This window comes from Phytohabitans sp. LZ39 (genome assembly GCF_059359075.1).
The window spans coordinates 73,715-99,543 of the sequence record NZ_JCADBM010000006.1 but is presented as its reverse complement, the minus strand read 5'-3'; the positions used below and the strand labels follow the sequence as shown (position 1 = coordinate 99,543).

Annotated in this window: 15 protein-coding genes; 9 read left to right on the top strand and 6 right to left on the bottom strand. The window is 71.0% G+C overall.

Annotated features, from left to right (window positions below):
- Nucleotides 1-243: 243 nt before the first annotated feature.
- Complete coding sequence (locus AC5L36_RS14160; RefSeq protein ID WP_441218797.1) at nt 244-1,338, bottom strand: GNAT family N-acetyltransferase; 1,095 nt, start codon at nt 1,336-1,338, stop codon at nt 244-246.
- Nucleotides 1,339-1,627: 289 nt separating this feature from the next.
- On the opposite strand from AC5L36_RS14160, the gene AC5L36_RS14155 reads away from it, so the two are divergent.
- The 9 genes from AC5L36_RS14155 (at nt 1,628) to AC5L36_RS14115 (ending at nt 15,457) form a co-directional block, all read left to right on the top strand.
- Nucleotides 1,628-2,590 carry an endo-1,4-beta-xylanase gene (locus AC5L36_RS14155; RefSeq protein WP_441218795.1) on the top strand — a complete coding sequence of 321 codons (963 nt, stop codon included), beginning with the start codon at nt 1,628-1,630 and terminating at the stop codon, nt 2,588-2,590.
- A 116-nt stretch (nt 2,591-2,706) separates the two neighbouring features.
- Nucleotides 2,707-5,361, top strand: a complete 2,655-nt coding sequence (locus tag AC5L36_RS14150; RefSeq protein WP_441218793.1) for an ATP-binding protein — start codon at nt 2,707-2,709, stop codon at nt 5,359-5,361.
- A 210-nt stretch (nt 5,362-5,571) separates the two neighbouring features.
- Entirely contained in the window at nt 5,572-8,166 is a 2,595-nt protein-coding gene (locus tag AC5L36_RS14145; RefSeq protein ID WP_441219283.1) for a choice-of-anchor P family protein, read from the top strand.
- Between the two features lie 346 nt (nt 8,167-8,512).
- Nucleotides 8,513-9,898: a glycoside hydrolase family 43 protein gene (locus AC5L36_RS14140; protein WP_441218791.1), complete on the top strand. Its 1,386-nt coding sequence runs from the start codon at nt 8,513-8,515 to the stop codon at nt 9,896-9,898.
- Nucleotides 9,899-10,348: 450 nt separating this feature from the next.
- Complete coding sequence (locus tag AC5L36_RS14135; RefSeq protein ID WP_441218790.1) at nt 10,349-12,013, top strand: hypothetical protein; 1,665 nt, start codon at nt 10,349-10,351, stop codon at nt 12,011-12,013.
- Between the two features lie 56 nt (nt 12,014-12,069).
- A complete protein-coding gene (locus AC5L36_RS14130) occupies nt 12,070-12,714 on the top strand; it encodes a GNAT family N-acetyltransferase (RefSeq protein ID WP_441218788.1) in 645 nt (214 codons plus the stop codon).
- 113 nt (nt 12,715-12,827) lie between these two features.
- Nucleotides 12,828-14,000 carry a serine hydrolase domain-containing protein gene (locus AC5L36_RS14125; RefSeq protein WP_441218786.1) on the top strand — a complete coding sequence of 391 codons (1,173 nt, stop codon included), beginning with the start codon at nt 12,828-12,830 and terminating at the stop codon, nt 13,998-14,000.
- A gap of 51 nt (nt 14,001-14,051) precedes the next feature.
- Entirely contained in the window at nt 14,052-14,390 is a 339-nt protein-coding gene (locus AC5L36_RS14120; RefSeq protein WP_494908161.1) for a hypothetical protein, read from the top strand.
- A gap of 53 nt (nt 14,391-14,443) precedes the next feature.
- Nucleotides 14,444-15,457, top strand: a complete 1,014-nt coding sequence (locus AC5L36_RS14115; RefSeq protein ID WP_441218782.1) for a phosphotransferase enzyme family protein — start codon at nt 14,444-14,446, stop codon at nt 15,455-15,457.
- A gap of 112 nt (nt 15,458-15,569) precedes the next feature.
- Here the strand turns inward: AC5L36_RS14115 and AC5L36_RS14110 are convergent, their stop codons facing one another.
- The 5 genes from AC5L36_RS14110 to AC5L36_RS14090 form a co-directional block, all read right to left on the bottom strand.
- Nucleotides 15,570-19,457: an ALF repeat-containing protein gene (locus AC5L36_RS14110; protein WP_494908158.1), complete on the bottom strand. Its 3,888-nt coding sequence runs from the start codon at nt 19,455-19,457 to the stop codon at nt 15,570-15,572.
- A gap of 11 nt (nt 19,458-19,468) precedes the next feature.
- Nucleotides 19,469-21,826, bottom strand: a complete 2,358-nt coding sequence (locus AC5L36_RS14105) for a S1 family peptidase (protein WP_441224356.1) — start codon at nt 21,824-21,826, stop codon at nt 19,469-19,471.
- Between the two features lie 118 nt (nt 21,827-21,944).
- Entirely contained in the window at nt 21,945-22,592 is a 648-nt protein-coding gene (locus AC5L36_RS14100; protein ID WP_441224355.1) for a DUF5825 family protein, read from the bottom strand.
- Nucleotides 22,589-24,526 carry a RiPP maturation radical SAM C-methyltransferase gene (locus AC5L36_RS14095; RefSeq protein ID WP_441224354.1) on the bottom strand — a complete coding sequence of 646 codons (1,938 nt, stop codon included), beginning with the start codon at nt 24,524-24,526 and terminating at the stop codon, nt 22,589-22,591. The genes AC5L36_RS14100 and AC5L36_RS14095 overlap by 4 nt, the downstream gene beginning before the upstream one ends.
- A 16-nt stretch (nt 24,527-24,542) precedes the next feature.
- Complete coding sequence (locus tag AC5L36_RS14090; RefSeq protein WP_441224360.1) at nt 24,543-25,817, bottom strand: MFS transporter; 1,275 nt, start codon at nt 25,815-25,817, stop codon at nt 24,543-24,545.
- Nucleotides 25,818-25,829 lie beyond the last annotated feature (12 nt).

The window sequence follows — 25,829 nt, the reverse complement described above, 5'->3', positions numbered from 1 at the left end:
TCCACGGGCTAGGCGGATCGAGGAGCCTGACTGTTAGCGTTAACAGACGGTGCCCACTTGACCCGGACAGCGATATACAAAGTTGTCGGCCGATGACGATGGCCCGCACAAGGACTTTGAACGATGACAGTGACCCTCGTCAAGATGTTACGCAAAATTTTCGGAATCGAATCGCTCTTTGCTAAAACGATCCACGTCGGTTGGGGCGGTCACGGAGGGCACGTTCGACGGACCCAGCCGGTCTCAGGCGTGCAAGGCCTTGACGGCACGCAGCACCGCGGCCTGGCCCCCGCTCGACAGGCGATCGCGCACGCGCACCGCCGCGGTGACGACTCGGGGCTCGAAGCACAGTTCGTCGAACGAGGACGGCTCCGCCCGGAAGTGCTCCTTGAACTGCTCAAGCGACACCACACCCCCGGATTGTCCCATGTGGACATACCCGCAACCGGCGTCCGCGGCGCGCTCCAGCGTGCGCGCCAGGAGCAGGTAGTTGAGGTACCGGTTCCGGGCCCGGACGAGGTCCTTGTCGCTCGTCGCGCGCCAGTAGTGTGCGTGATGGTGGCCGACCAGCGCGATCACCGCCGCCGCCGGTTCCCCGCCGATCCGGGCCACCGCGATCTGCCAGCGGTCACCGAGAAGGCGGGCGATCGTCTCGAAGCGCCGGTACGAGTCGCGTCGCTTGGCCGCGGCGACGGCCAGGGCCGTCGGGATGCCGCGCTCCTTCGCCCGCTGCGCCGCCCACCGCAGGTAGAGCTCCCAGTACGTGCCCAACTGCTCGGGGCCCGGCGCCCACCGCACCTCGACGCCGTCCTTCTCCGCCTTCCGGATCTTGTAACGGGTGCCCTGGCCGAGGCTCGCGTGCAGCGCCGCGTATCCGCCGCGCAGATCCACGAGGTGTACGTCGTGCCGGACCCGCCGGCGCGCGCTGACCCGGTCCCAGGCCACGGTCGTCATCGGACCGGGCGAGATGACCAGCCTGCGCGACGCCGCGAGCAGGTCCGGCAGCACCGCCGCCACATCCTGTGCCGCCAACGGCGTGGTCCCGAACGCACCGGCCCACTCGCGCGGCAGCGACCACGAGGTACGCCGCCGCAGCGGGCCCAGCGCACGGCGGCGCACCAGCGGCACGACGATCCGCGCTCCGTCGACGGTCTCGTAGAGCCGGCTGGCGTCCTCCAGCCCGTCCGCCGCACAGATCGCGTCGAGCCACTCCGGCAGGTGGAAGACCGTGGCCTCGGTGCTCGCCGCCCAGGCGGCCCGCCACTCGTCCCGGGGCGCGGGACTTACGACGCTCCGTACCGGTGGGCGGATCGCTGCCGGGCGCGGTATGCCGGCCATAAGACCATGCTGGGCCGACACGCCGGGTCACGACTCCGGAAACGCCGGAAGTCGCCCGACCCGCCGCCCGCGTAGCGATAATGCCGGCGTCCACCCGGCTCGCCGAGCTACAGGCAAGCCAGGTCTGTCGATCCACGGGCCGCCGATGCCGTACATTGATGGGCATCTAAGTGTTGCCGCGCTGGGCCACCGAGGAGGAACCATGGTGAACGGGCCATCCAGCGGCAGGGCAAGACGGTGGCATCGCTTACTCCTCTCCGCCGCCGTCGGGGCGCTGACCCTGACCGGCGTGACGGCGGTCCCCGGCGTGGCCAGCGCGGCGACCGGCCTCGGTGATGCCGCCGCCACCCGTGGTCGCTACTTCGGCGCCGCCGTCCAGCCAGCCAAGCTCACCGACACGGCCTACACCCGGATCCTCGACCAGGAGTTCAACTCGGTCACACCGGAAAACGCGCTGGAATGGGATGCGGTGGAGCCCGCTCGTAACCAGTTCGTCTTCACCGTCGCCGACCGGGTGGTGGACTACGCCCGGTCACAGGGCGCCAGCGTCCGGGGTCGAGGACTCGTGTCGCCGAACGCCAACACCGTCGCCTGGGTGACCCGGCTCGGCACCGCCGACGACGCGCGAGCGGCGCTGCACAGCCACGTCACTGCCACCGTGAGCCACTTTCGCGGCCAGGTCAGGACCTGGGACGTGGTCAGCGAGGCGTTCGCCGACAACGGTGCCGTCCGGCAATCGGTGTTCGCGAACCGCCTCGGACCGGCCTACATCGAGGAGGCGTTCCGCGTCGCCAGGGCGGCCGACCCCGCCGCCCGACTGTGCTACAACGACTTCAACATCGAGGACATCAACCTCGCCAAGACGCAGGCCGTCTACAACCTGATCCGCGACTTCAAGACCCGCGGAGTGCCGATCGACTGCGTCGGGTTGGAGAGCCACTTCATCGGCACCACCGCCATTCCCGCCGCCTACCAGCAGACCATCTCGGCCTTCGCGGCCCTCGGCGTGGACGTGGAGATCACCGAACTCGACATCGGGGGCTCGGGAACGGCACAGGCCGAGGCGTACCGGCGCGTCGTCAGCGCCTGTCTCGCGGTGCCGCGCTGCGCCGGCATCACGGTCTGGGGCGTACGCGACAGCGACTCGTGGCGCGCCGGCCTGACCCCGCTGCTGTTCGACTCCGCCGGTGCCCGCAAGCCCGCCTACCACGGGGCACGCTCCGCGCTGGGCCTCTGCACACCGATCGGTTGACCCCTCCCGCGTCAAAGTGCGTCTGTCTTGGTTTGCGCAGTGACCGGATGCCGACTCTTATCGTGTCATTTCGGGCGTACAACCGTACAGTCAGCGCACCTGATCTGGAGGTCGCCATGGGTTCGCTGCCTAGGCCGGACCTGCCCGACGGCCCGGCCCGCGATCTGTTCGACGAGCTGCACGACCTGCACCATGAGGCCGGGTGGCCGAGCCTGCGCGACATGGCGAAAGAGGTCGGGTGCAGCCACACGACCGTGTCGGCGGCGTTCTCGGGTCCACGGCCGCCGCGGTGGGGGCTGCTGGAGCTGATCGTCGAGGCGCTCGGCGGTGACACCGAGCGTTTCCACCAGCTGTGGCTGGCCGCCAGCGCGGCACCGGACGACGGGCAACGCGTCCGCGCCGACCCGCTCGTACCCGAGCCGACCAGGCGACCCGTGCCGCCGCGCGAGCTGCCCGGCGACGTCGCCGCCTTTACCGGCCGGGCGGACCAGCTCGCTCACCTGGACGGCTTGCTGGACCGGCCGCGCACCGCGGTGGTCGTCTCGGCGGTGTGCGGGACGGCGGGTGTCGGCAAGACCGCGCTCGCGGTGCACTGGGCGCACCGGGTGGCCGACCGCTTTCCAGACGGCCAGCTCTACGTCAACCTCCGCGGTTACGACCCGGAGCGGCCGATGCGGGCGGCCGAGGCGCTCGGGGTGCTGCTCCGCGCGCTCGGTGTCGAGGATGCGGCGATGCCGCACGACGTGGCGGAACGCGCCGCTCGGTACCGGACTCTCGCGTCCGGCCGGCGGATGCTGATCCTGCTGGACAACGTGCACTCGGTCGACCAGGTGCGCGATCTGCTTCCCGGCACCGGGTCCTGCCTTGTCGTGGTCACCAGCCGGGCCAGCCTGCCCGCCTTGGTGGCCCGGCACGGGGCGGAGCGGGTCAATCTCGACCTGCTGCCGCGGGACGAGGCGGTCGCGCTGCTGCGCACCCTCATCGGTGCCCGCGTGGAGGCGGAGCCGGCGGCCGCGGTGGCGCTGGCCTCGCGCTGCGCGCGGCTCCCGCTCGCGCTGCGGATCGCCGCGGAGCTGGCCGTGTCCCGTCCGGCGGTGCCGCTCGCCGCGCTGGTCGGTGAGCTCGGCGACGAGTCGCGCAGGCTCGATCTGCTGGCCGCCGGCGAGGACGGCTACACCGCCGTGCGGTCCGTGTTCTCCTGGTCCTGCCGGTATCTCGACCCGGCCGCGATGCGGGCGTTCCAGCTCCTCGGTCTACATCCGGGCCAGGACGTCGGGGTCGACGCCGCCGCGGCGCTGCTGGACACCGGCGTGGCGGAAGCCCGCGCGCGAATCGACGCGCTGGTCCGCGCCCACCTGGTCGGTGAGTACACCGCTGGCCGGTTCGGCATGCACGACCTGCTGCGGGCGTACGCGGCGGAGCGGGCGGCCAGCCGTCCGGAGGCTGACCGGCGCGCGGCGCTGGACCGGCTGTCCGATCACTACCTGCGCACCGCGACGGCGGCGGTGCGGGTCGCCTTCCCGACCGGCGTGGCGCGGCCGCCGGCCCAGCCGTTCGCCAGCAGCGACGAGGCCCGGTCCTGGCTGGACACCGAACGCTCGAACCTGCTCGCCGTCGCCGACGGCGGGTACGCCTCTCAGTTCTCGGCCGTCCTGGCCGGCTACCTCGAGGTGCGTGCGCACTACGCGGACGCGCTGACCCTGCACGACCTGGCCTACCAGGCGGCCTGTGCCGGCGGGGACCGGGTGGGTGAGGCCGCCGCGCGAAACCGGCTGGGCGGCATCCGTCGCCTCATGGGCCACTATGGACTTGCCTCGGCCCACTACGAACGGGCCCTGGCCCTGGCCCAGGAGCTCGGTGACCAGGCGGTGGCGGCCACCGCGCGGTACGGGCTTGGCACCCTTTGCTGGCGGTCCGGACGGCTCGACGACGCGCGCGAGCACCTCGCCGCGGCCCTGGCCTGCTGGCGCGGAAACGGCGACCGCGCGGGCGAAGGCGCGGCGCTGTACCGCCTGGGCACCGTCTTCCGCCGGATGGGCCGGTACCGCGACGCCCTCGACCACCACCTGCTGGCCCTGGCCACCAGCCGGGCCATCGACGACCAGGTCGGCGCGAGCCGGGCCCTCAACAACCTGGGCTCCACACTGGAACGAATGGGCGACCACGCGCAGGCCTTCGCGCAGTACCAGCGGTCCCTGGCCATCTGCCGCGAGCTGGGCAACCGGGTGGGCGTCGCGGTCGCGCTGACCAACCTCGGCAACGTCAACTCGGCGTTGGGACGGTTCGACGAGGCGCTCCACCAGCACCAGGAGGCGCTGCCGATCTACTCGGAGACCGGCAACCGGGTCGGCCAGGGCGAGGCGATGCACGGCCTCGGGCTGCTGTACTACCGGTGGGGCCGGTACGGCGAGGCCGCCGCCCACCTGCGACAGGCTGCCGCCGTCGGCCACGAGCTCGGCGACGTCGACCTGGAGTGCACCGCGCTCATCGACCTGGCGGACACGCTGCGCGCGGCCGGCGATCCCGGCGAGGCCGCGGCGCACTACCAGGCCGGGCTCGCGCTCGCCGACCACGGCGGCGACCGGTACCTGCGGGCCCGTGCCCTGACCGGCCTCGCCCACCTGCGGTGCGCGGCGGGAGACACGGCCTCGGCCGAGCGGCACCACGGGCAGGCGCTGGCCATCCTCACCGACCTCGGCCTGTCCGAGACCCACGAGGCGCGGGCCAGCCTCGCCGCCCTCCGCGACCCGGTCGGCATCCCGGTCGGGTAAGGGATTCGCCAACGCCGGGAGTGTCGCAAGGGCGACAGATCCTGGCCAGTCGTGTACGGATCCGTCAAGTACGCCGGTCCACTTCGAACACTTCGTACGTCGTTATCGCCGTTCGAAGGAGGTCCCGTGCGTTCTCAATCCGTACGACGAAGGTCCGCGCCGCGGGCCCGCAGTAGCCCGCGACCGCGACTGGCTTGGCGCTTGCTCATTGTGCTGGCGCTCGTCCTGTCCGGCCTGACGGGCTTCGCTCAGCCGGCCGGTGCGATCGGGGGCGGCTCCAACGCCACCGCCGGCCAGTTTCCCTTCATCGCCCGGGTCACCACCGGTGGCCTCGTGTGCAGTGGTGCGCTGATCCGGCCGGAGTGGGTGTTGACCGCCGGGCACTGCGTCGACGCGCTGCGCCCGTACAACATGAACGTCGCGCTCGGCGGCACCACGACGGCCAACGCGACACCCGTGGCGGTGGCCGGCGCGCGCCGCCATCCCGCGTGGCCCGGGCAGCCGGGTTCCGACCCGATCCTCGACCTCGCGGTGATCCGGCTGGCCACCCCGGTGGCGACCGCGCCGGTGCCGTTGGCCGACCCTGGCGAATCGGCGGCGTGGGACGGCCCGGCCGACCCGATGACGGCCGTGGGCTGGGGCATCACCACGGCCGGTGGACCACCGACCGACACCCTCCAGACCACGACCGGCACCGTGTCGTCCAGTGGTGGCGTGCTGGTCGCCAGCTTCGCCAACGGTGGAGTCTGCCCGGGCGACAGCGGCAGCCCGGCGCTGGTGCGGACGGCTCGCGGCTTTGTGGTCGCCGGGGCGTTGTCCAAGGCGCCCGCGGGGTGTGGCACCGGTACGTACGCGATGGTGGGCAGCGGGCCGGGTCGTGACTGGCTGCTCAGCGTTCTCGACTCGGGTCCGACCTCGCGGACCGAAAGTCCGTGGACCGGCGCACCGATCACCGACAGCCGGGTGTGTGTCGACGCGTCGGAACGCTCGACCAATCCCGGCGAGCAGCAGCTGATCCCCGGGATCGCGCCGCAGCACACCTCGTGGTGGATTTACGACCCGCCGCCGGCGTCCACCCGGGTTGTCGTCTCCACCGCCGGAAGCACGGCGAACACAGTCGTCGGCGTCTTCCACTCGACCGGGGACACCCTCCAGCACGATCTGATGACCCGGTGGACAACGGGCAACGACGACGCGCAGGGAACACCGCAGAGCCTGCACGCGTGGACGACCGCGGGCAACGAGCCGTCGGAACGGGTCTACCTCATCGGGGTCGGCACCCGTACGGCGGGCGACACCGGCCGGGTCTGTGTACAGACCCTTCCCGACTACCCGCTCAACGACCTGCCCGCCGGAGCCGTGCCCATCAGCGGTGCGACCGGCTCGCAGAGCACCACCGAGCGGGCGGGAACCGGCGATCCGGCGGAAGGCGCCGACTCCGCGCAGGCGACCGCCTGGTACCGCTGGACGGCGACGGCTGGCGTTGTCGGGTTCAGCCACGACCGCGCCAACGTGTCGGTCTATCGCGGCAGTGTCGTTGCCGGAAACCGGGTCGCGTTCGGATCGAGCGTGACCTTCCCGGCGGCCGCCGGCGAGACCTACTACATCGGAGTCGGCTGGTCCAGGTCGCCGTTGAGCGGTGCGTTGACCTGGAAGCAGGGCACGTCGCTGCGCTTTGACGGGCCCGCGTCGGCCACGTACCACGCGCCGATCACGTTGCGCGGGACGCTGACGTCCGGACCGGGCACGCCGGTCGCCGGGCGGGCGGTCGCCTTCGCGCTCGGCACGGGTGCGGCCGCGCAGAGCTGCACCGGCACGACCGACGCCAACGGCGTGGCACAGTGCCAGATCGGCTCGGTCGAGCAGGTGCCCGGCACCGTACCGGTCACGCTCACCTTCGCTGGCGACGGGCAGTTCCTACCGTCCACAGTGGCCGGATCGGTCACCGTGGAGAAACGCGCCACGGTGCTGACCTACACCGGTCCGGTCAACGTAGCCAACGACTTCCCGGCCACGCTCCGCGCGACACTGGCCGAGCAGGGCGGTGGCCCGATCGGCGGTCGGACCGTCACGTTCACGTTGGGCGCCGGCTCGTCGGCGCAGCAGTGCGGCGGCACGACCACCGGTGCCGGGGTCGTCACCTGCACGATCCCGAACGTGGCACAGCCGGCGGGTGCGACCGGCGCACCGATCCAGGTGGCCTTCGCCGGCGACAACTTCTACCGGTCGTCGACGGCCTCGGCGTCCGCGAAGTTGTTGTTCTACACCGGTCGGGCCACCGGCTTGTCGACGAGGCTGGCGATCCTGCCGCCGACGCTGGTGGGCGACACCGGTGAGGTGTCTACCGCGTCGCGGTCCACCACCGAGCGGACAGTGGCGACGGTACCCACCGGACCGGTGGTCGCCACGGGGATCAGCGCCCGCGTCACCACCGGTGACGGCGCCTCCTCGGCTACGACGACGACCGCTGACCTGACCGTCGGACTGCCCGGCCTGCCGGTCATCCGCGCGACGAACCTGCGGGCGACGTCGCAGACGAACTGCCAGACCGGTGCGTTCACCGCGAGCGCCTCCGGGTCGGCGACCATCGGCTCGCTGAGCATCGGCGGCGTCACGCAGCCGGTCGTGGCAGTCCGTCCGAACACGGTGATCACCGTGGGCGTACTGACGATCACGCTCAACGAGCAGAGCGCGGTCGACGGAGCATCGGCCGGCCTGCGGGTCGCCGCGATGCGGGTCAGTGCTCCTGGAGTCGCCGACGTGGTGGTCTCCCAGGCAAGAAGCGACATCCACAACTGCCCATAGGCATCACCGATGACGTGGTAGCCCCGGTCCCCGTCGGGGCTACCACCACGTCGGCGCGGCGCAGGTTGGATTGACGTTTGTCGAGGGCTTGACAGGCCGGTTGTTATCGCTAACATTTTCAGGTGACGCGGCCTCGACCGGCGCGTCGCAGGCGATGGCGTCAGCCCCACCGCTCGCCGCGAACCCTTTGGACCCGCGGCGAATCCCACACTTCAACGGCCTCCGGTTCCCTCCGAAGATCTGTTAACGCTAACAAGCACAGCGGTGCCGAAGTGTAGGACAGCTGCGCCCCGCGCCCGCCACGACGAATGCCCGACCGGATCACTAGAGGAATGAGGTCGCCATCGTGCTCCTGGGCCGAAGAGCGTTCGCACTGCTCGCAACCTTGTCGACGGCGGTCACCGCGGCGGTGGTGGTGACCGCGCCACAGGCCGTGTCGGCGGCGAACACGGCGTACGTGTTCGCGTACTTCACGGAGACGCCCAACATGTCCGGCGCCAACTACGGGCTGCACTTGGCGGTCAGCCAGGACGGCCTGAACTGGTCGCCCCTCAACCAGAACAACCCGGTGGCCACCCCGACCGCGGGCACGCTCGGGCTGCGTGACCCCTTCATCCTGCGCAAGCAGGACGGCACCTTCGTGGTGCTGGCCACCGACCTCAACGGCACCGATTTCGGCCAGAACAACCAGTACCTGCACGTGTGGGACTCGACGAACCTGACCAGCTTCACCGGCTACCGCCGGATCCGGATGCACGGCCTGAACACGCACACGTGGGCGCCGACCGCCTTCTGGGACGCCGCCCGTGGCCAGTACGGCATCGTCTACTCCGCCAACAACGGCACCGACGTGTTCATGGTGAACTACACGTCGGACTTTCGCACCGTCTCGACCAACCAGGTCTACTTCAGCCCCGGCTTCCCGGTGCTGGACAGCGACATCGTGGTCGACGGCGCCACGTACTACATGTACTACAAGAACCTCTCCAACGGCCTGATCTACGGCGCGCGCTCGAGCACCGGCGCGCCGAACAGCTACACCACGTACACCAGCGGGCTGCGGCAGGGCAACGCGATGGAAGCACCGCTGCTGGTCAAGAACAACGAGGGCAACGGCTGGCGGCTGTGGGGCGACTCGTTCAGCCCGGTCAACAACGACTTCTACGCCTGGTCGAGCTCCAATGTGGGCGGCAACTCGTGGACGGTGTTGAACCAGCGCACGTACACACCGCCGTTGAACGCCAAGCACGGCTCGATCGTCGGGATCAGCTCCACCGAGTACAGCGCCCTCGTGTCCCGGTGGGGGCTGCCCAACTGGACGCGGCTGAAGTCGTCGAACTTCCCCGACCGGTACGTGCGGCACGCCAACAACGTCGGTCGGATCGACGCGTACCCGTTCGACCCGCATCAGGACCAGCTGTGGCGGATGGTGCCGGGCCTGGCGGACTCCGCGGGCGTGTCGTTCCAGTCGGTCAACGTCCCCACCCGGTACCTGCGGCACAGCGACTACGCGATCCGGCTGGACGTCGACGACAGCACCGCCACATTCCGCGCGGACGCGACGTTCTACCGGGTCGCCGGGCTGGCGGACGCGGCGTGGTCGTCGTTCCGTTCCTACAACTTCCCGGACCGCTACCTGCGCCACTCCAACTACCTGCTGCGCATCGACCCGCTCAGCGCCAGCTCCAGCGCCAGCGATCGACAGGACGCGACCTTCCGGGTCGCCCCCTAGCCTGCCACCGCAACCCCACAGGCCGGGGAGCGGGTGGCGATGCCTCCCCCACAACGCCGCCCGCTCCCTTGGCTACCGGCCGCCTCCGCGAGGAGGCGGCAACGGCCGGCGGCTCGGGGCCGCCGTCGGGGACGAACGCCGGCAGGTCGGCCAGACCGCTGTACAAAGTGGTCGCGACCGGATCCGGGCTCACGGCGGCGACGCGGGTGAACCCGCTCACCGACCCGGTCGTACGCAAGGTGTGGGGATTGGATGGGATGGTTCTCGGCGCGCACGAGGCGCTGTCGCGTGGGTCCGCGCAGTCATTGTGCGAGTGGAGCGTGCGGGCGATGTCGCTGTCATGGCGCGAGCCGTTGTCGGGTACGGCGGGCTGTGGGTGCATGAGCACCGGACGGCCGTCGCCGCGGCCCCTTCGAGGCCCGGTCGGCGTACGTGAACACGTTGATCGCCATGGCTGGCCTCGGCCAGCAGGGCGACGAGGATCTGGAGCTGCGCCTGCGCGTGCGGGCGGCCGGCGAGGCCGACTACCGCGCCGGCCGGTCGGACACGATCCTCGCGTTGCTCGACGAGGCGCGGGCCTCGACCGATGCCGGCGCCCGCATCGAGGCGCTGAGCATCGCGCACCACTGCCTGCTCGCTCCGGAGCACGAGCACCTACGCCGTCGTATCGCCGACGAGCTGATCGGTGAGGCGGCCCGGACGGGTCAACGCGGCCCGGTGGTGATGAGCCTGCTCTGGCAGGTCGTCGACATGCTGCTGAGCGGCGATCGGCACGCCGGGCGGCGGCTGTCCGAGCTGCGGGCCCAACTGGCCGAGGGCCCGTACCTGGCCGCCGAGTTCGTGGTCGGCGCCATGGACGTCATGCTCGCCATCCGCGCGGGCCGTTTCGAGGACGCGGAACAGTTGGCCCAGCACTGTTACGAGCTGGGCAACAAGGCCGGTGACGCGGACGCCGAGGGCTGGTACGCGGCACAGCTCGTGGCGATCCACTGGTATCAGGGCCGGCTCCCGGAGCTGCTGCCGATGCTCGGCGCGACGGCCAGCGCGCCCACGCTGAGCGCGATCGACAACTCCCTGTTCGGTGCCGTCGCGGTCGCCTCGGCCTTGGCCGGTGACCGGCGTGCGGCGGAAAACGCGCTGGCGTCGCTGCGCGGGCCCGGCCTGGACCGGCTGCCGCGCTCGTCCAGCTGGCTGGTCACGATGTACGGCATCGTCGAGGCCGCCTACCTGCTGGACAACCGGCACGCCGCCGCGCGGGTCTACGGCCTGCTGCTCCCGTTCGCCCACCTGCCGATGATGGCCAGCCTCGGGGTGGCCTGCTTCGGCTCGGTGGAGCACGCCCTCGGTGTGGCCGCGTTGACGACCGGACACGTGGACCGGGCGATCGGGCACCTACGCGAGGCGGTGCACCGAAACCTGGCGCTCGGGCATTGGCCGGCGGTACGCAACTCGCGGCTCCGCTTCGCCGAGGCCCTGGACCGCCGCGGCGGTCCCGACGACGCCGCGGCCGCGGCGGCACAGCGCGCCGCCGCCGGCGAGTTGGCGCCGCAGAACGAGTCCGCCGCCACCGCCCACGCGGTCACCTGTGTGCGGCAGGGCCGGCGGTGGCGGGTGGAGCTTGGCGTCCGGTCGGTCACGGTCGACCACATGGTCGGCATGCTGCACCTGGCCGTGCTCACGGCCAACCCGGGTGCGGAGATCCGGTCGATCGAGCTGGCGGCGGGTGTGGAAGCACTCGGCCGTGCCGCCGCGACCGATGCGGGCCCGGCCCAGGAACTGCTCGACGAGACCGCCGTGCGCAGCTACCGGCAACGGGTGGCCGAGCTCACCGAGGCCATCGACGTGGCTGGGCGCCGCGGGGACGCCGAGGCCGTCGCCGCCATGGAGCAGGAGCGGGATTGGGTACTCGCGCAGCTGAGCGCCGGCACCGGTCTGGCCGGACGACGACGCTCTTTCGCGAACGACGAGGAGCGGGCCCGGCTGGCGGTGGGCCGGGCGATCCGGCGCGCGGTCGCGCAGATAAACCGCGTCGACCCAGTCATCGGCGCACATCTACACGCGACCGTACACAGTGGAATGCGATGCTGGTACCAGCCGGCCGGCCCGGCCGCGTAGGTGGCCGCTAGGGAAACCGGGTGCGGCGGCCGGGCGGGCTGGCTACCGTCCGAGGTGTGCCACACACCTATCCCCCGCTGAACGTCGAAGTCCGCACGCCGCGCCTGGCACTGGCCGGCGCCTCCGACGCGCTGCTGGAACGTCTCGTGCCGCTCGTGCGGGCCGGGGTCGCCGACGCCGAGCCGTGGCCGTTCGACGACCCGATGTCGTTGTACGCCGACAACCCCGAACGCGAATGGCAATGGCTGCGCGGGATCTGGGCCGGCCGCGCCCGGGTGACCCCGGACTCGTGGCGGCTGTACTTCGCCGTGCTCGTCGACGGCGAACCGGTCGGCATGCAGGACCTCATCGGCACGAACTTCACGCGGTTCGGCACCGTGTCCAGCTTCTCGTGGCTGGCCCCCGGCAGCCGCGGGCAAGGGCTCGGAAAGGAGATGCGGGCGGCGATCCTGCATCTGGCCTTCGCCGGGCTGGGCGCACGCGAAGCCGGCAGCGACGCCTTCGTCGACAACGAAGCGTCCAACCGCGTTTCCCGGTCCCTGGGCTACGAGCCGAACGGCACGGACTGGGACACCCGCCGCGGCGAGCCCGCCCGGATCCAGCGGTGGCGGCTCACCCGGGATGCGTGGGAGCGGGTCCGCCGGGACGACATCGAGCTGACCGGCGTCAAGGAATGCCTGCCCGTCCTGGGCATCAGCTAGTGCGGTGGCCGGGGGGTTAGCCTCACCTCTTATTCGCGGGCCAGCCGGATGGTCGATACATTGATCGTTTTCTTACGGTGAGTTCCTCCGCAGTCAAGAGATGGAGGAACAAGATGAAAGCACAGCTTGCCGCGTTCGTAGCAATCGTGGCTGTTGCCGGCGGCGCCACATTCGCGGCCCAGATCCCGGCCGTGGCGCGGGCCGCGCCGGTGGCCGACCGGCACCAACTACAGGCCGGTCTCGACGACTTACGCGACCTGGGTGTCGTCGGGACGCAGGGGCTGGTACAGACCGGCGACCGCGTCACGCGGGCACGCAGCGGCGTCGCGGACCGGCGGACCGGCGCGCCGATGCCGCCCGACGGCTACTTCCGGATCGGCAGTAACACCAAGACGTTCGTGGCGGTCGTCGTGCTCCAGCTGGTGGGTGAGGGCCGGCTGGCCCTGACCGACCCGGTCGAGCGCTGGCTGCCCGGTGTAGTGTCCGGCAACGGCAACGACGGCAGCAGGATCAGTGTCCGGCAGCTTCTCCAGCAGACCAGCGGGATTCCCGACTACCTCGAGGACCTGCCCGCGTTCGGCTCCGCCGACGGCTACCGCCAGCATCGGCTCGACCGCGTCACCGCCGCGGACCTCGTGGCGCTGGCGATGCGACACGAACCGGTGTTCGCACCGGGTACACACTGGGCCTACTCGAACACCAACTACATCTTGGCCGGCATGCTCATCGAGAAGGTGACCGGACGGCCATGGCCGCAGGCCGTGCAGTCGCGAATCATCAACCCGCTGCGTTTGCGGCACACATCCTATGTGGACGGCCGATCCCACCTACCCCGACCGCATGCGAGGGGTTACCATCAGTTCGTCCCTGGCGACCCGCTGGTGGACACCACCGTGCTGAACGCCAGCTACGGCGGAGCCGCCGGCGGTCTGGTGAGCACCACGACGGACCTGACCAGGTTCTGGCAAGCGTTGCAGCGCGGCCAGCTGCTGCGCCCACAGCAGATGACGCAGATGCACGACACCGTCCTGGCCGAGACGTTCCAGGGCTTGTACCCCGGACTCCGGTACGGGCTGGGCATCTTCTGGGCCCCCAACCGGTGCGGCGGGTACTGGGCACACCCAGGCGACTTGCCCGGCACCGTCGTGGTCAACGCGGTCACCGCCGACGGGAGCCGGGCCGCGGTGGTGTACATGACCACAAAGCTGGCCGACGAGGCCGCCGCCGGTGCGGTGCTGGCCCGCAGCTTCCAGCTGATGGACGACGCCGTCTGCGGAGCCGAGTGACCCGTCGGCCTGGTTGGCCGGCGGTGGAGCGCAGCCACTAGCCTCGGCGGCGTGAACACGTCGCACGCCGCCACTCTGGGTGTAGTTCTGGACGCTACGGTGATGCCTTCCGAGGTCACTGTGGAGGACGGCCGGCTGTCGGTCGTCGGCTACGTATGGGAACCCACCACCGAGCTGATCGGGGTCGACGACTCCGGCGCGGTGTGGTCGTACTCGCCGGCGCGCGGCAGCCGTGCCCGCGGCAAGATAAAGCCCGCCGCTGTCCCGCCGGACAACCGCGATGCCCGGGTAAAGCAGCTCAAGAAGGCGTTGAAGGAAATCGACCGACCCGCGGTCAAGCACGAGTGGTGGTCCGTCATCCTGGAACAGGTCGACGACGGCATCCTGTGACCGGCCGCGCCGAAGCAGCGCGGCCACCTGGTCCGCTTATAGGCTCACTCGATATGCGCGTGACCCACTCGCTCCTACACGCTGGTGACCTCGCCCAGCTCGTGAAACGGGAGTATGCCATCGCCGCGCCCGTCAAGGTGAGCTTGCTCAACCGCGGCTTCAACGACTCCTACCTCGTCACCGACGTCGAGGGTGGTCGCCGCGTGCTGCGGGTCTACAACCGGGAGAAGTACTGGATCCGTTCGGAATCCGACCTCCGCTTCGAGCTCGACCTGCTCGATCACCTGGCCGCGTCCGGGCTGGGTGTCATCCGTCCGTACCCGCGGGCTGCCGGCGACCGGCTCGGCCGGCTGATGGCGCCCGAAGGCGAACGGTGCTTCGCCCTGTTCACCCACGCGCCTGGAGCGCCCTTGCACGAAGGCACGCTGACCGCCGAGCAGTGGCGCGAGTTCGGCTCCGGCATCGCCCGGATGCACTTGGCGATGGACGCCTTCGTCACCAGCCACGACCGCTACCACCTCGACGAACGCATCCTCGTCGAACGGCCGCTGGCCAGCCTGGCTCCCTACGCCGGCTCGGGCCGGGCCGCGGCGCACCTCGCCGAGCTCGGCAAGCTCGGCGATTGGCTGACCGGCGAGATCCAGCGGCTCCGAGCGATCGACGGCGCGTACGGAATCATCCACGCGGACCTGCACCTGGGCAACGCCAACATCGACGGCGACGGACGGTTCGTGACGTTCGACTTCGACCACTGCGGGTTCGGGTTACGCGCGTACGACCTTGTCGCTCTCTACCGCGGGCCGGACGCGCCGGAGGCGGACCGCGAACGCTGGGCGGCGGTCCTCGCCGGCTACCAGCAGGTCCGTCCGCTGAGCCAGAGCGAGGTGGCCGGCTTCCCCGTACTGGCCGCCTGCCGGGAGATGTGGGACGTCGGCGATTGGCTGGGTGCCGCCGACCGTACCGGCGACGCCTGGGTGACCGACGCGGTGTTCGCCAAGCTGCTGGCGGACGTCCGCAAGGCAGGAGTGCCTTCCGATCTGGGAAGCTCTGGCTCGTCGAAGGCTTGATCCTCCGTCGAGGAAGCGCTTGCCAGACGGTCCACCGCGCCGTGTGAAGGATTCTGGACCGCCGATGAGGGCGCCGGGCATACCCGCCCGACGCCCTCCGGCTTACGTGCCTTCAGTTCTTACACTTGTTGTCCGTGTTCAGCCTGGGGAATGCGGTGACCAGATCCGGGATACCAATGATCTCTTCCTCGGTCGTGATCCAAAGGTGTTTCTCCCCGTGCGTGCCGACGACCCGGCCCATCGGGATGCACCAGACCTTGCGGCCATTGGCTTGTATCTCGATGAAGTAAGCGTCGTCGTCCGCCCGCCTGACCCACGCGGAATCGATCATTTCGAAGACGTTTTCGCCCGGCCGCAGCACGAATACCGAGTGCATTGTTTTGGTGGGGTCCGGCTGCATGTGGTCCAGCACGTGCATGAGCCGGTGCAGCTGGCCCCCGTCGCCGTACGTCGTGTAGGAGAGGCCCCCCGGGCTGACAAATGTCGCGTTGCCAACGTAGGTGAACCAACATCCGGCTTCGCGGGCGAGGTTACGCGGGCGTAAGCAGGAGCCGATCTCGAGGCCGAACATTCGGGTGAGGTTCGAGTTCGTCAGCCCGGTAAGTGCGGCGTCGGCGCCTTTCTTGGACTGGTAGAGCGCCTTGATGCTCTGGAAGCCGACGGACAGCAGCTTGCCGACTCCGTTGAGCAGCAACGCCTCGAGAGCCATCTGGCCGAGGTTGAGTATGGTCTGCCCCAGCGACTGGTCGCCGTTGAAGAGATTGACGAAGTTGAGCCCAACCTCGCCGATCGTCAGCAACGTCCCGGCCACGAGGCCGCAGACGGTCAGCATGCATCCGACGAGGGCACCCACCGCGAGCGGAGTGAACAGGGCGGTCATGGCCTGGATCGCCGCCACGAACAGCGCCATCTTCTGCCCGGCCTCGAACATCGGGTCGAGGACAGCCCCGATGCAGTTGTCGTAGCCCTGGCTGCCCTCGTCATAGAGGTACACGCACGTCGCGCTGTTTTGGTACGCCCGCTTGGCGAGTTCGTCGGGATCACCGATGGCGTTGCGGACGCAGGCCTCGATCGCCTGGCCCGCCTGCCCCGTATAGAGCTTCTCCAGAGCCTCCCCGATCGTGCCGGGACCGAAGTCCTTCATGCACTTCGTGATGTTGCCCTGGTGGTTGTACATGCCCCGGTCGAACGCGGCCTTCGCTGCCGCCGCCGCGGCCTCGGCGTCCCCATGCGCCTCCATCGCCGAGTCGTAGGCGGCCTTCGCGGCGGCGTTCGCCTCCTGAGCGGCCTGCACGGCGTTACCGTGCGACACGATCGCCCACGTGGCGGAGCGGATCGCGCTGCGGGCCGAGGTGTCGGCCCGGGTGGCGGCCGCGCGGGCGGTGGCGACCGCGGCGGCCGCCTTTTCCACCGACCGTTTGGCATCGTCCGCGTACGCCTGCGCCTGCTCTGCGTACTCGCCGGCCCGGGTCGCCGACTCGGTCGCCTGCTTCGCGTACTCGATCGCCTGCTCGGCGTCACCGCGGGCCTTCGCCGCCACCTCCTGCGCCTGCAAGGCGTTCGTGGTGGCGGTCGTGGCGACCTCGTGGATCTTCTCCAGCAGCCCACCGACGTTGGCCAGGTGAGCGGCGGCCTCGTTGTCGCGCTCCGCGGCCACGTACCGGTCGGTGCTGAGGAAGTCGCGCAGGTAGCTCGGCGGCCCGTCCAGCGCGACCTGAGCCGCCGCCTTGACCTCGGGGCCGCTGTCCGCGGCGGCGAGGATCTGGTTGACCCGCACCCGCTCACCGACGGCCTCCGCGTCGAACCGCCCGGTGTCCAGGAAGTCGCGCAGCGCCTGGAGGGTGCCGGCGTCGAGCGCGGCCTGGGCCCGCTGGGCCGTCACCGTGTCGCCGTTGGCCCGCGCCGTGGACAGGATCTGGTTGACCTTGATCCGGTCCTGTGCGTACCGGCCGGGATACTCCTGCGTCCGCAGGAACTGGCGCACCTGGGCGTCGGTGCCCTCCAGCGCGGCCTGCGCGGCGGTGGCCAGGGCGGCGTTCTCGGTGACCGCGATCCTCATCACCGCGGCGCGGTCGTCCAGGCCGTTGGCTCGGGCCACCCCGGTACGGGCGAAGACGAGGACCTCGTCGTCGCTGGCCGCGAGGGCGGCGAGCGCGGCTTCCCGGGTGTGCGGGCCCTGCGCCTTGGTCAGGTTGAGCGCGGCCGTCCGGCCGGCCTTGACCGCGTCCGCTTGCGGCGTCGCCGGGTTCTGGGCGAGGGCGAGCAGTTGGTTGGTCTGCGTGTCGCGTTTGGCGGCCTCCTCGACATCCCAGTCGGCGGCCTGTTCCAGCGCGTCGTACTGGGCCTTGGCGGCCCGCGACGCCTCGATGCCTTGGTCCTTGGCGACGGCGAGCCGCTCGGCGTCCGCCCGGCGGGCCGCCTCGTACACAGTGGACGCCTGGTTTGCCGCGTCGACCGCGGCGATCGCCGCCTCGGTCGCGGCCTTGGCGTGCTCCGTCGCCCGGTTGGCCGCCTCCGCCGCCTCACCCGCGTGCTCGGCCGCCTCTATCGCCGCCCGCGCCGCGGCTTCAGCGTTCGCCACCGCGCGGTTGGCCGCGTCCTGCGCCGCGTCCGCGGCTTGCCGCGCCACGTTGAGGTACCGCTCGGCCGCCTGGGCCGCGCGCCTGGCCTGGGTCGCCGCGGCTCGGGCGCGATTCGCCGCCGCCACCGCCTCGGACGCGCCGGCGCCCGCCGCGTTCGCGGCCTGGATCGCGTTGTCGTTTGCCGTGGCCGCCGCCTCCGCGTTGGCCGCGGCGGCGTTGGCCTGGTCGACCGCGTACATCCCGGCGTCGATCGCGAGCCGCACCGCCACGAAAAGCACGAGCTTGTGCCGCGCCTCGAGGGCGATGCGGCTCGCCTCTTCTGCCTTCTGGCGTGCCTGGTCGGCCGCCGCCTCGTTCGTCGCCGCGTCCGCGGCCGCCTTGCGCGCCGCCGCGGCCGCCTGCTGCGCCCGCGCCGCCGCCGCCGCGGTACGGGACGCCGCCGCCGCGGCCGCCCGCGCCGCCCGGGACGCCGCCGCCGCGGCACCGACCGCGACGCGCGCGGCCTGGGCCGCCTGCTCCGCCGCGTACGCCGCCCGCTTGGCGTGCGCCGCCGCCTCGTCCCGGTTGTTCCGGGCGGCTTCCGTCGCCGCCGCGGCCTCCTCGGCCGCCTTGCGCGCGGCCTCCGCCGCTTCCTTGGCCCGCACGCCCTCGTCCTTGGCGGACTGTGTCTCCTTGGTGGCCAGCGCGCTGGCCGCCTCCGCCTGGGCGAGCAGGTCGGTCAGCGAGGTGACCTCGTCGTCGTGGGCCGACGCGGTCGCCCAGCCGTACTCCAGGAACTGCTCCAGCGCCTCCGGTGTACCGGCGTCCAGCGCCCGCTGGGCGGCGGCCTTGACCTGTGGCCCCCCGCTGACCATCGCCTGGTTGACCCGCAGCCGCTGGTCGACGACCCACTTCGCCTGCCAGCCGGAGTCCACGAACTCCCGCAGCGCCACCGGGTCCTGCCGGTCGAGCGCGGCCTGGGAGGCCTCGCGTACCTGCGGGCCGGCGCCCGCCATCAGCTGGTTGACCTGTATCCGCGTGTCGGTGTCGGCGGCCTGCTGCCAGCCGCCGTTGAGGAACGTGCTGATCGCGTTCTGGTCGCCGGCGTCGGCGGCGGCCAGCGCCTGCTTGCCCGCCGCCCGTACGGTCGGGCCTGACCGGCCGATCGCGTCGAGGACGGCCTCCCGCTCGTCGAGACGCTGGGCCTCCTGCCAGCCGCCGTCGAGAAACGCCCGTACCTGCTCGTCGGAGCCGAGCAGCGCCCGCTCGGCGGCGGCACGCACCTGGGCATCGCTGCCCCGCCAGGCCGCCGCCACCAGGGACCGGTCCGCGGCTATCGGCTCCACGGCCGCCGCCGGGCTGGCGTGCAGCAGGCCGGTGAGCATCGCGAGCACCGTGAACGCGGCGATCCGCGCCCGGGGTCGACGTCGCTTGTTCATCGCCATTCCCCTCATCCGCCCGCGGTCAGGCGCAGCAGCGTGGTGGGCGAGTTGTTTTCGTCCACGCCGACGCCCACCTGGGTGCTGCCGTCGGGGTCGAGCTCGACGGTGACCTCCTGACCGTCGTCGCCGATCAGCTCCGCGGTGACCTCGTGGCCGGTGCCCTCGGTCTGGCCGTCGCCGCGGATCTCGAAGACGCCGGGCAGTTCGAGGTTGAGGATCCCGGTCGCGGAGCGGACCCGGAAGCAGACCACGTGCCCGGAGGCGACGTTCTCGGTCGTGTAGACCTCGATCAGGCCCACGCCGGCGGACGGCTGGTCGGCGCAGTCGGCGAGCACGATGTGGCCGTCGCCGGAGATCAGGCGCACGTTCATCTCGGCGAGGATCCGGTCGGCGTTCGGGTACAGGTAGTCTTCGACCGTCCCCTGTGGCGTGTCGGCCGCCGAAGCGGCGGCACGCTTGTCCACCGCGTCCACAGTGGCCGTGGCGGCACCGGCGGGCGGCGGCGCGTACCAGCCTTGCAGGTCGACGATGATGTGCGTGGCGCCGCCGCTGGCGTTGCGGATCCGGATCTTGCCGTCGGTGCCGACCCGCACCGCGGCGAGGCCGGAGCGGGCGGTGGTGTTGGGCGCCGGGTAGTTCGTCAGGGACGCGTCCGGCTCCGTACCGCCGACCGGCCAGGCCCGCAGCGACCCGATCGCGGTGTTTTCGAAGACGGTCAGGTTCACCAGCGCCGTCGTGCCCGCGGGTACCCCGAGCGCGACGTCGACGGTGCCGTTGGCGGTCACCGGCGAGCCGGTGCCGGCCTCGCGGGTGTCAAGCCTGCGCGTGCCGGCGAGGGTGCGCAGGCCGGACCCCGCGGTCGCGCTGGTGGTGAAGTAGCCCGTCGCGGTCACCACGACGTGCACCGACGATGCGCCGTTGTTCGTGATCGTGACCCGCCCGTCCGCGTCGAGCGGCACCGAGACGGCGTGCGCGGTCGTGCCCGCCACGTAGTCCATGGCGCTGCGGTCGTTGGCGCCGCCCGGTGGGTACACGCCGATCCAGCCCTGACCCGTCGCGTCGGTGACGATGAGGTCGACGAACGCGGTGCGGGTGCCGTTGGGGATGACCGTGCCGGTCAGTTTGAACGTCCGGCTGCCGCCCCAGGCCGGCACGACGCCGGTGCCGCCGCCGCCGAGCCCGGTGCGGGTGTCGACGAGCCGCGTGTAGTCGACCGGCGTGAAGCCGCCGCCGATGACGTCGGTGGTGAAGTAGCCCTGCACGTCGACCAGCACGTCGGCGGGTGAGCTGTGGTTGAAGAGGGAAAGCTTGCCGCTGGCCGGCACCGGCACCACCGCGGTGTTGGAGAGGATCTGGCCGGCGTCCGCGTTCAGCATCGACAGGGCATGGTTGAGCGGCGTCCCGTCCGGAAACAAGGTCAGGAACGTGGGCCCGGTCGTCACCGCGGTGACGTCGATGAGCACGGCGGTGACCCCGCTGGACGGGATGCCGCCGACACCGGTCACCTGGAAGGAGCCGATGCTTCCGGCCGGCCGCTGCCCCTTCGGCAGGCCCAGGTCGCTGCGGGTGTCGAGCACCTGCGCGCTGCTGGGCAGCCGGACGAAGTTGCCGCCGCGCACGGTCCGCCGCACCCAGTCCCGTACGTTGTCGAGCCGGGTCTCGGTGGCCCCGTTGCGGGTCTCCGCCGCGGCGGTACCGAGGCAACCGGCCTGCCACGAGGTCCCGTTGAGGGCGACGAGCTCGTACCCGCCGGCGACCGCGCGCACCGCCGGCCCGCCCGCGTCACCCTTGCAGATGCTCGCCGGCTGCGCCTGGCTGCCGACGACGTTCACCGTGGCGACGGCGACCGACTGGACCGCGAACGAGCCCACGTGCAGCCTGTCCGGCACCCAGTCCCCGGCGGTACGCCCGAAGCCGGCCACTTGCAGCGCTTCGCCGGCGGCTGGGGCGGTCGTCGCGAACTTCACCGGGGCCACTTCGACGACCGGGGTGTCCAGCTTCGCCAGCAGCAGGTCGCGTTGCACGTGCGGCACCACGAGGCTGACCGAGCGCACCTGTCCTTCGGCGGTCGTGGTGAGGTCTTCGCGGCCGACGGTCACCGTGGTCGGGTACACCGGCGGACCGGCCGGCACCGGCGCGGCACCCTCCGCGAAGCACGACTTCGCCGTGACTACCCACTCTGGATCGACCAGCGCGCCGGAGCAGCCGCGTGCCGCCTTGCCCACCTTGACGTCGGCCACGAAGCCGAACCCGTTCGCCGGCGCCGCGGTGCCGCCCGCGACCCCGTAGGCCGGGGCGGACAGCAGTGACCCGGAAAACAGGACCGCGGCTGTCGCCAACAGCCCACGCCGAAATAGCACCCGCATCGAGACCTCTCCCCCGTACACGACCGTCCATAGTCGGCACACATATGTGCGCGTTGGGAGTCTGACGGGGGTCGGCTTCAAACCGGTTTCAGATGGGCGTCGGCGCGGGCAGCCGCTCTCAGACCGTCATCGCGGGGATCGGCCACCGCCGGATCAGGTAGGGGAGCCAAAGCGCGCGGTCGCCGACGTGCAGGACGAGATCCTCGCCGACGAAGTCGGCGAGCGCCTGCGATGGCACGGTCGACGTCTCGGCGCAGTCCAACAGCAGCCGGATGGCTTCGAGGTGCTCGGTCTCGTCGATGGTGATGATCTTCTCGAGGCCCTTGAAGCGCCGGTCCCGTACCTGCACGAAACCTGGCCCGCGCCGGTAGACGCACTGCCCGATGAAGTGCCGCCCCGACCAGCCGCGGTGAATCTCCAACCCACGCGGATCCAGCACGGCGGACGGCGGGTAGAGGTGGCACAGCTGGCGCCAGAGCTCGACGTGACCACCGAGATGGAGCCGCCAGTCGACGACGATCGCGTACGAGGTCAGCTCCCGGATCAGCGCGAGCGCCCGCCCGGTGGCGGGGTCTTCGAGGCCTCGGCTCAGGTCGACCTCGTCATGCAGCACGACACGGCCGGTGCCTTCGGCGAAGTACCGGCGGGCCACCTCGGCCGGCTCGGACCAGACGTGATCGGGCCCCTGCGCGAGCTCTGGCAGGGTTGACAGGTCCGACGCGCTGTGCCGGTACCGGGACAACGCGAGGGCGGTCGCGGTGGTCATACCGGCACCACTTCCTCGCGTCGCTCCGCCGTGGCCGCCTCGTCCATCGCGGGTGGGTCGACCGGCAGGGCGGAGGGCAGCCGGAGCATCTCGTAGTTGGTCGCCTCCGGGACCACGTGGACGAACTGGTCCGCGTCGGTGAAGACGAGACCGAGCTCCCGCCACCGGTCGAGCAGGTCGGCGACGTCCGGCTCGCTGGTCGTCACACCCGTCTGCGCGGTGGCCTTCCGGGCCAGCGCCGCCACGCCGTGCGGCTGGTCGAGCAGCCGGAACACGGCGGCCTCCACCGGATCGTCGATGCGCAAGGTGCGCCAGGGAAAGTGCCGGCGGCGGTTGACCAGGACGATCGAGTCGCCCAGGTCGCAGTGGGCGAGCTCGGACTCCAGATGCGCGTCGGCCCATTCGGCCAATCCGGTGCGCAGCAGGTCCAGGGTCGCTTCCCCGATGCCTTGCTCGGGTGCCGTGAAGAGGTACGCGAGCCCTTCCAGCTCCTCGTCCGGCAGGTCGTAGATCAGCGCGTACTGCTCGTCGGCCCGGCGGTCCGCGAAGCCGAGCTCGGGTCGGTTGAAGTACGGGCTGAAGCGTTCGAGCGCGATGCGGGTGGCGCCTCCGCACGGCATCAGGTGGTGCAGTACGCCAAGCTGCCGGATGACCGGGAGGTAGTCGGCCTCGGTCTCACCGGGAAACCCGACGAGGAAGTTCCAGGCCACGGTCAGGCCGAGTGCCGCGGCGTCGCGGAGCATGCGGACGTTCTGGCACCCGCTGACGCCCTTGTCCATCAGCTTGAGCACCCGCGTACTGAGGCTTTCGATGCCCGGCTGGACGTTCACGACGCCCGCGTCACGAAGCAGCTCGAGCTGCGGACGACGCATGTTCGACTTGATTTCGTAGTGCATCCGCAGCGTGTAGCCGCTCTCGGCGAGCCGCGGCAGCAGCGAGGTGACGTACGACATGTCCATGATGTTGTCCACGACGACCACGTCGAGCACCTTGTGTCGCCGGACCAGGTCTTCGATCTCGTCGAAGAAGCGCACCGGGCTCTTGCTGCGAAACGCCATGGACGAGCCGTTCAGCCCGCAGAAGGTGCAGTGGTGCTTCTCGCCCCACCAACAGCCCCGCGCCCCTTCCACCACCAGCTTGGGTTCGACCACGAGCATCGCCGGGGAGCGGGCGATCCGTTCGAAGTAGCCGGTGAACTCCGGGCTGACGATGTCCTTGGGCGCCAGCGGCCGGGCACTCATCGGATTCGCCACCGGCGTGCCGTCCGCCGCACGCCAGCAGAGGCTGTCGACAGTGTCCAATGTGGTCTTCTGGTCGATGGCGTCGAGCAGCTTCGGGAAGGACACCTCTCCCTCGCCCCGGATCACGAAGTCCACGAAGGTGAAGTTGCGGTGCAGCGCCACGCCTTGTTCGCTGTCGCAGTTGGCACCGCCGAACACCGTGGTGATCCGCGGGTCGAGGCGCTTGACGTGCTTGGCGGCGGCCAGGGCGGCGACGTTCTGCTGGAAGGTGGTCGTGAAGCCGACGATGTCCGGGCGCCACCGCACGACGCGCTCGGCCAGCTGGTGGATGAATTCCGGTGTGGTCCCGTGCAGCTCGCGCGCCATCGCGATGCGGTTGCTCGGATAGGACTTGCCCTTCCGGGTGGCGTACCGGTCGAACTCGGCGATCCTCCACATCGGATCGTCGTAGAGCGCCGAGGAGAAGATCCAGTCGCCAAAGCCGGAGAAGTAGGTCTCCAGCCCGTAGTACTGGTAGTCGTATCCGTTGAACGGCCGCCTTTCGAGTACCCACTCGAAGTAGTCGATGTTGGCGTCCCACACCTCGACGGTCGCGTCCGGGTACTTCTCCGCCGCGCTGTTCTTCAGGATGCCGAGTGCCAGCGACGGCAGATCGAGCGCTCCCCAGGGCATGTTCACCAGCAGCAGGCGCACTGTCCCTCCCTTGTGGTCATTGGGCGTCGATGCTTCGAACCGAGCGGGCGGCCATGCCTACCGCGGCCGTCGCGGCCATCGCGAGGCCGGCGATGCCCAGCGCCACCGTCGATCCCCACGTGGCGATCAGGGCACCGGCGGACAGGTGGCCGACCGGGGCCAGGACCGACGTGGCCACCGCCTCCAGCGCGAAGACCCGCCCGAGAAAGCGATCGTCGATGACGGTCTGTACGAGGCCGGCGAAGGCGACGTTGGAGATGCCGTTGGCCGCCCCGACCAGCGCCAGGTCGACCACCCCGGGCCCGGAGGGCAGCAGCCCGAGCATCGCCAGCAGGACGCCCTGACTCAGCAGCAGCGCGCAGATCAGCAGCGCCCGCCGCCCGGTCCGGCGGGCGAGTCCTCCGAACCACAACATGCCGACGATCGAGCCCGCACCGAAACCCGCCACGAGAAACCCGTAGGCCTGGCTTCCACCGAGCTTGTCGGCGTAGAACGGCAACGCGATGACCATCGCCCCGGCCGCGGCGGCGCTGCCCACCATTTCGACGACGAGCAGGAGCCGGAGCCACGGCTCACCCGAGGCGAACCGCAGCCCGGCCAGCCCGTCGCGCAGGGTCTCGCGAAACGACGCACGCCCACTCGCCTGTGGCACGCCACCGGCCCGGCGGCGCCGGTACACGGCGAACCCGGCGGCGACCGCGAAGGCGTACGACACCACGTTGATGCCTATCGCGGTGCCCTCCCCCGCGGCGCTGGCCACGATGCCGGCGGCCGGGGCGGCCACCACCGCCGGAAGTTGCGACAGCATCTGGATGAGGGCGTTGCCGGACGCCAGCTTCTCGGGCGGCAGCACCGACGGGGCGATCGAGCTCATCGCGGTGAGGTAGGCCCCGGCGGTCATCGCCTGTACGGCGAGCAACGGGACCAGCAACCAGATCCCCTGACCGGTCAGGGTGAGCAGGAGGACGGAGCCGCTGGCTCCGAACGCCACCACGTTGGCGCACAACAGGAAGTTCACCCGCGGGTAGCGGTCGAGGAGCGGACCGGCGACGAAACCCCCGACGGTGCGCGACACGCTGAAGACCGCGATCACCAGAGCGAACACGAACGGCCCGAGCCCTTGGTGGATGAGGAAGAACGCGATCGCGATGCCCTGGAACGGGCCGCCGAACGAGGACACCAGCTCCCCGAACCACAACAGGGCGAAGTCTCGCTCCCGCAGCGGGCCGACGGTACGCTGCCATCGATTCGTCGGCGCTGGCCGGGCCGGGGCGTCGTCGACGGCGGTCACGGCCGATCCGGC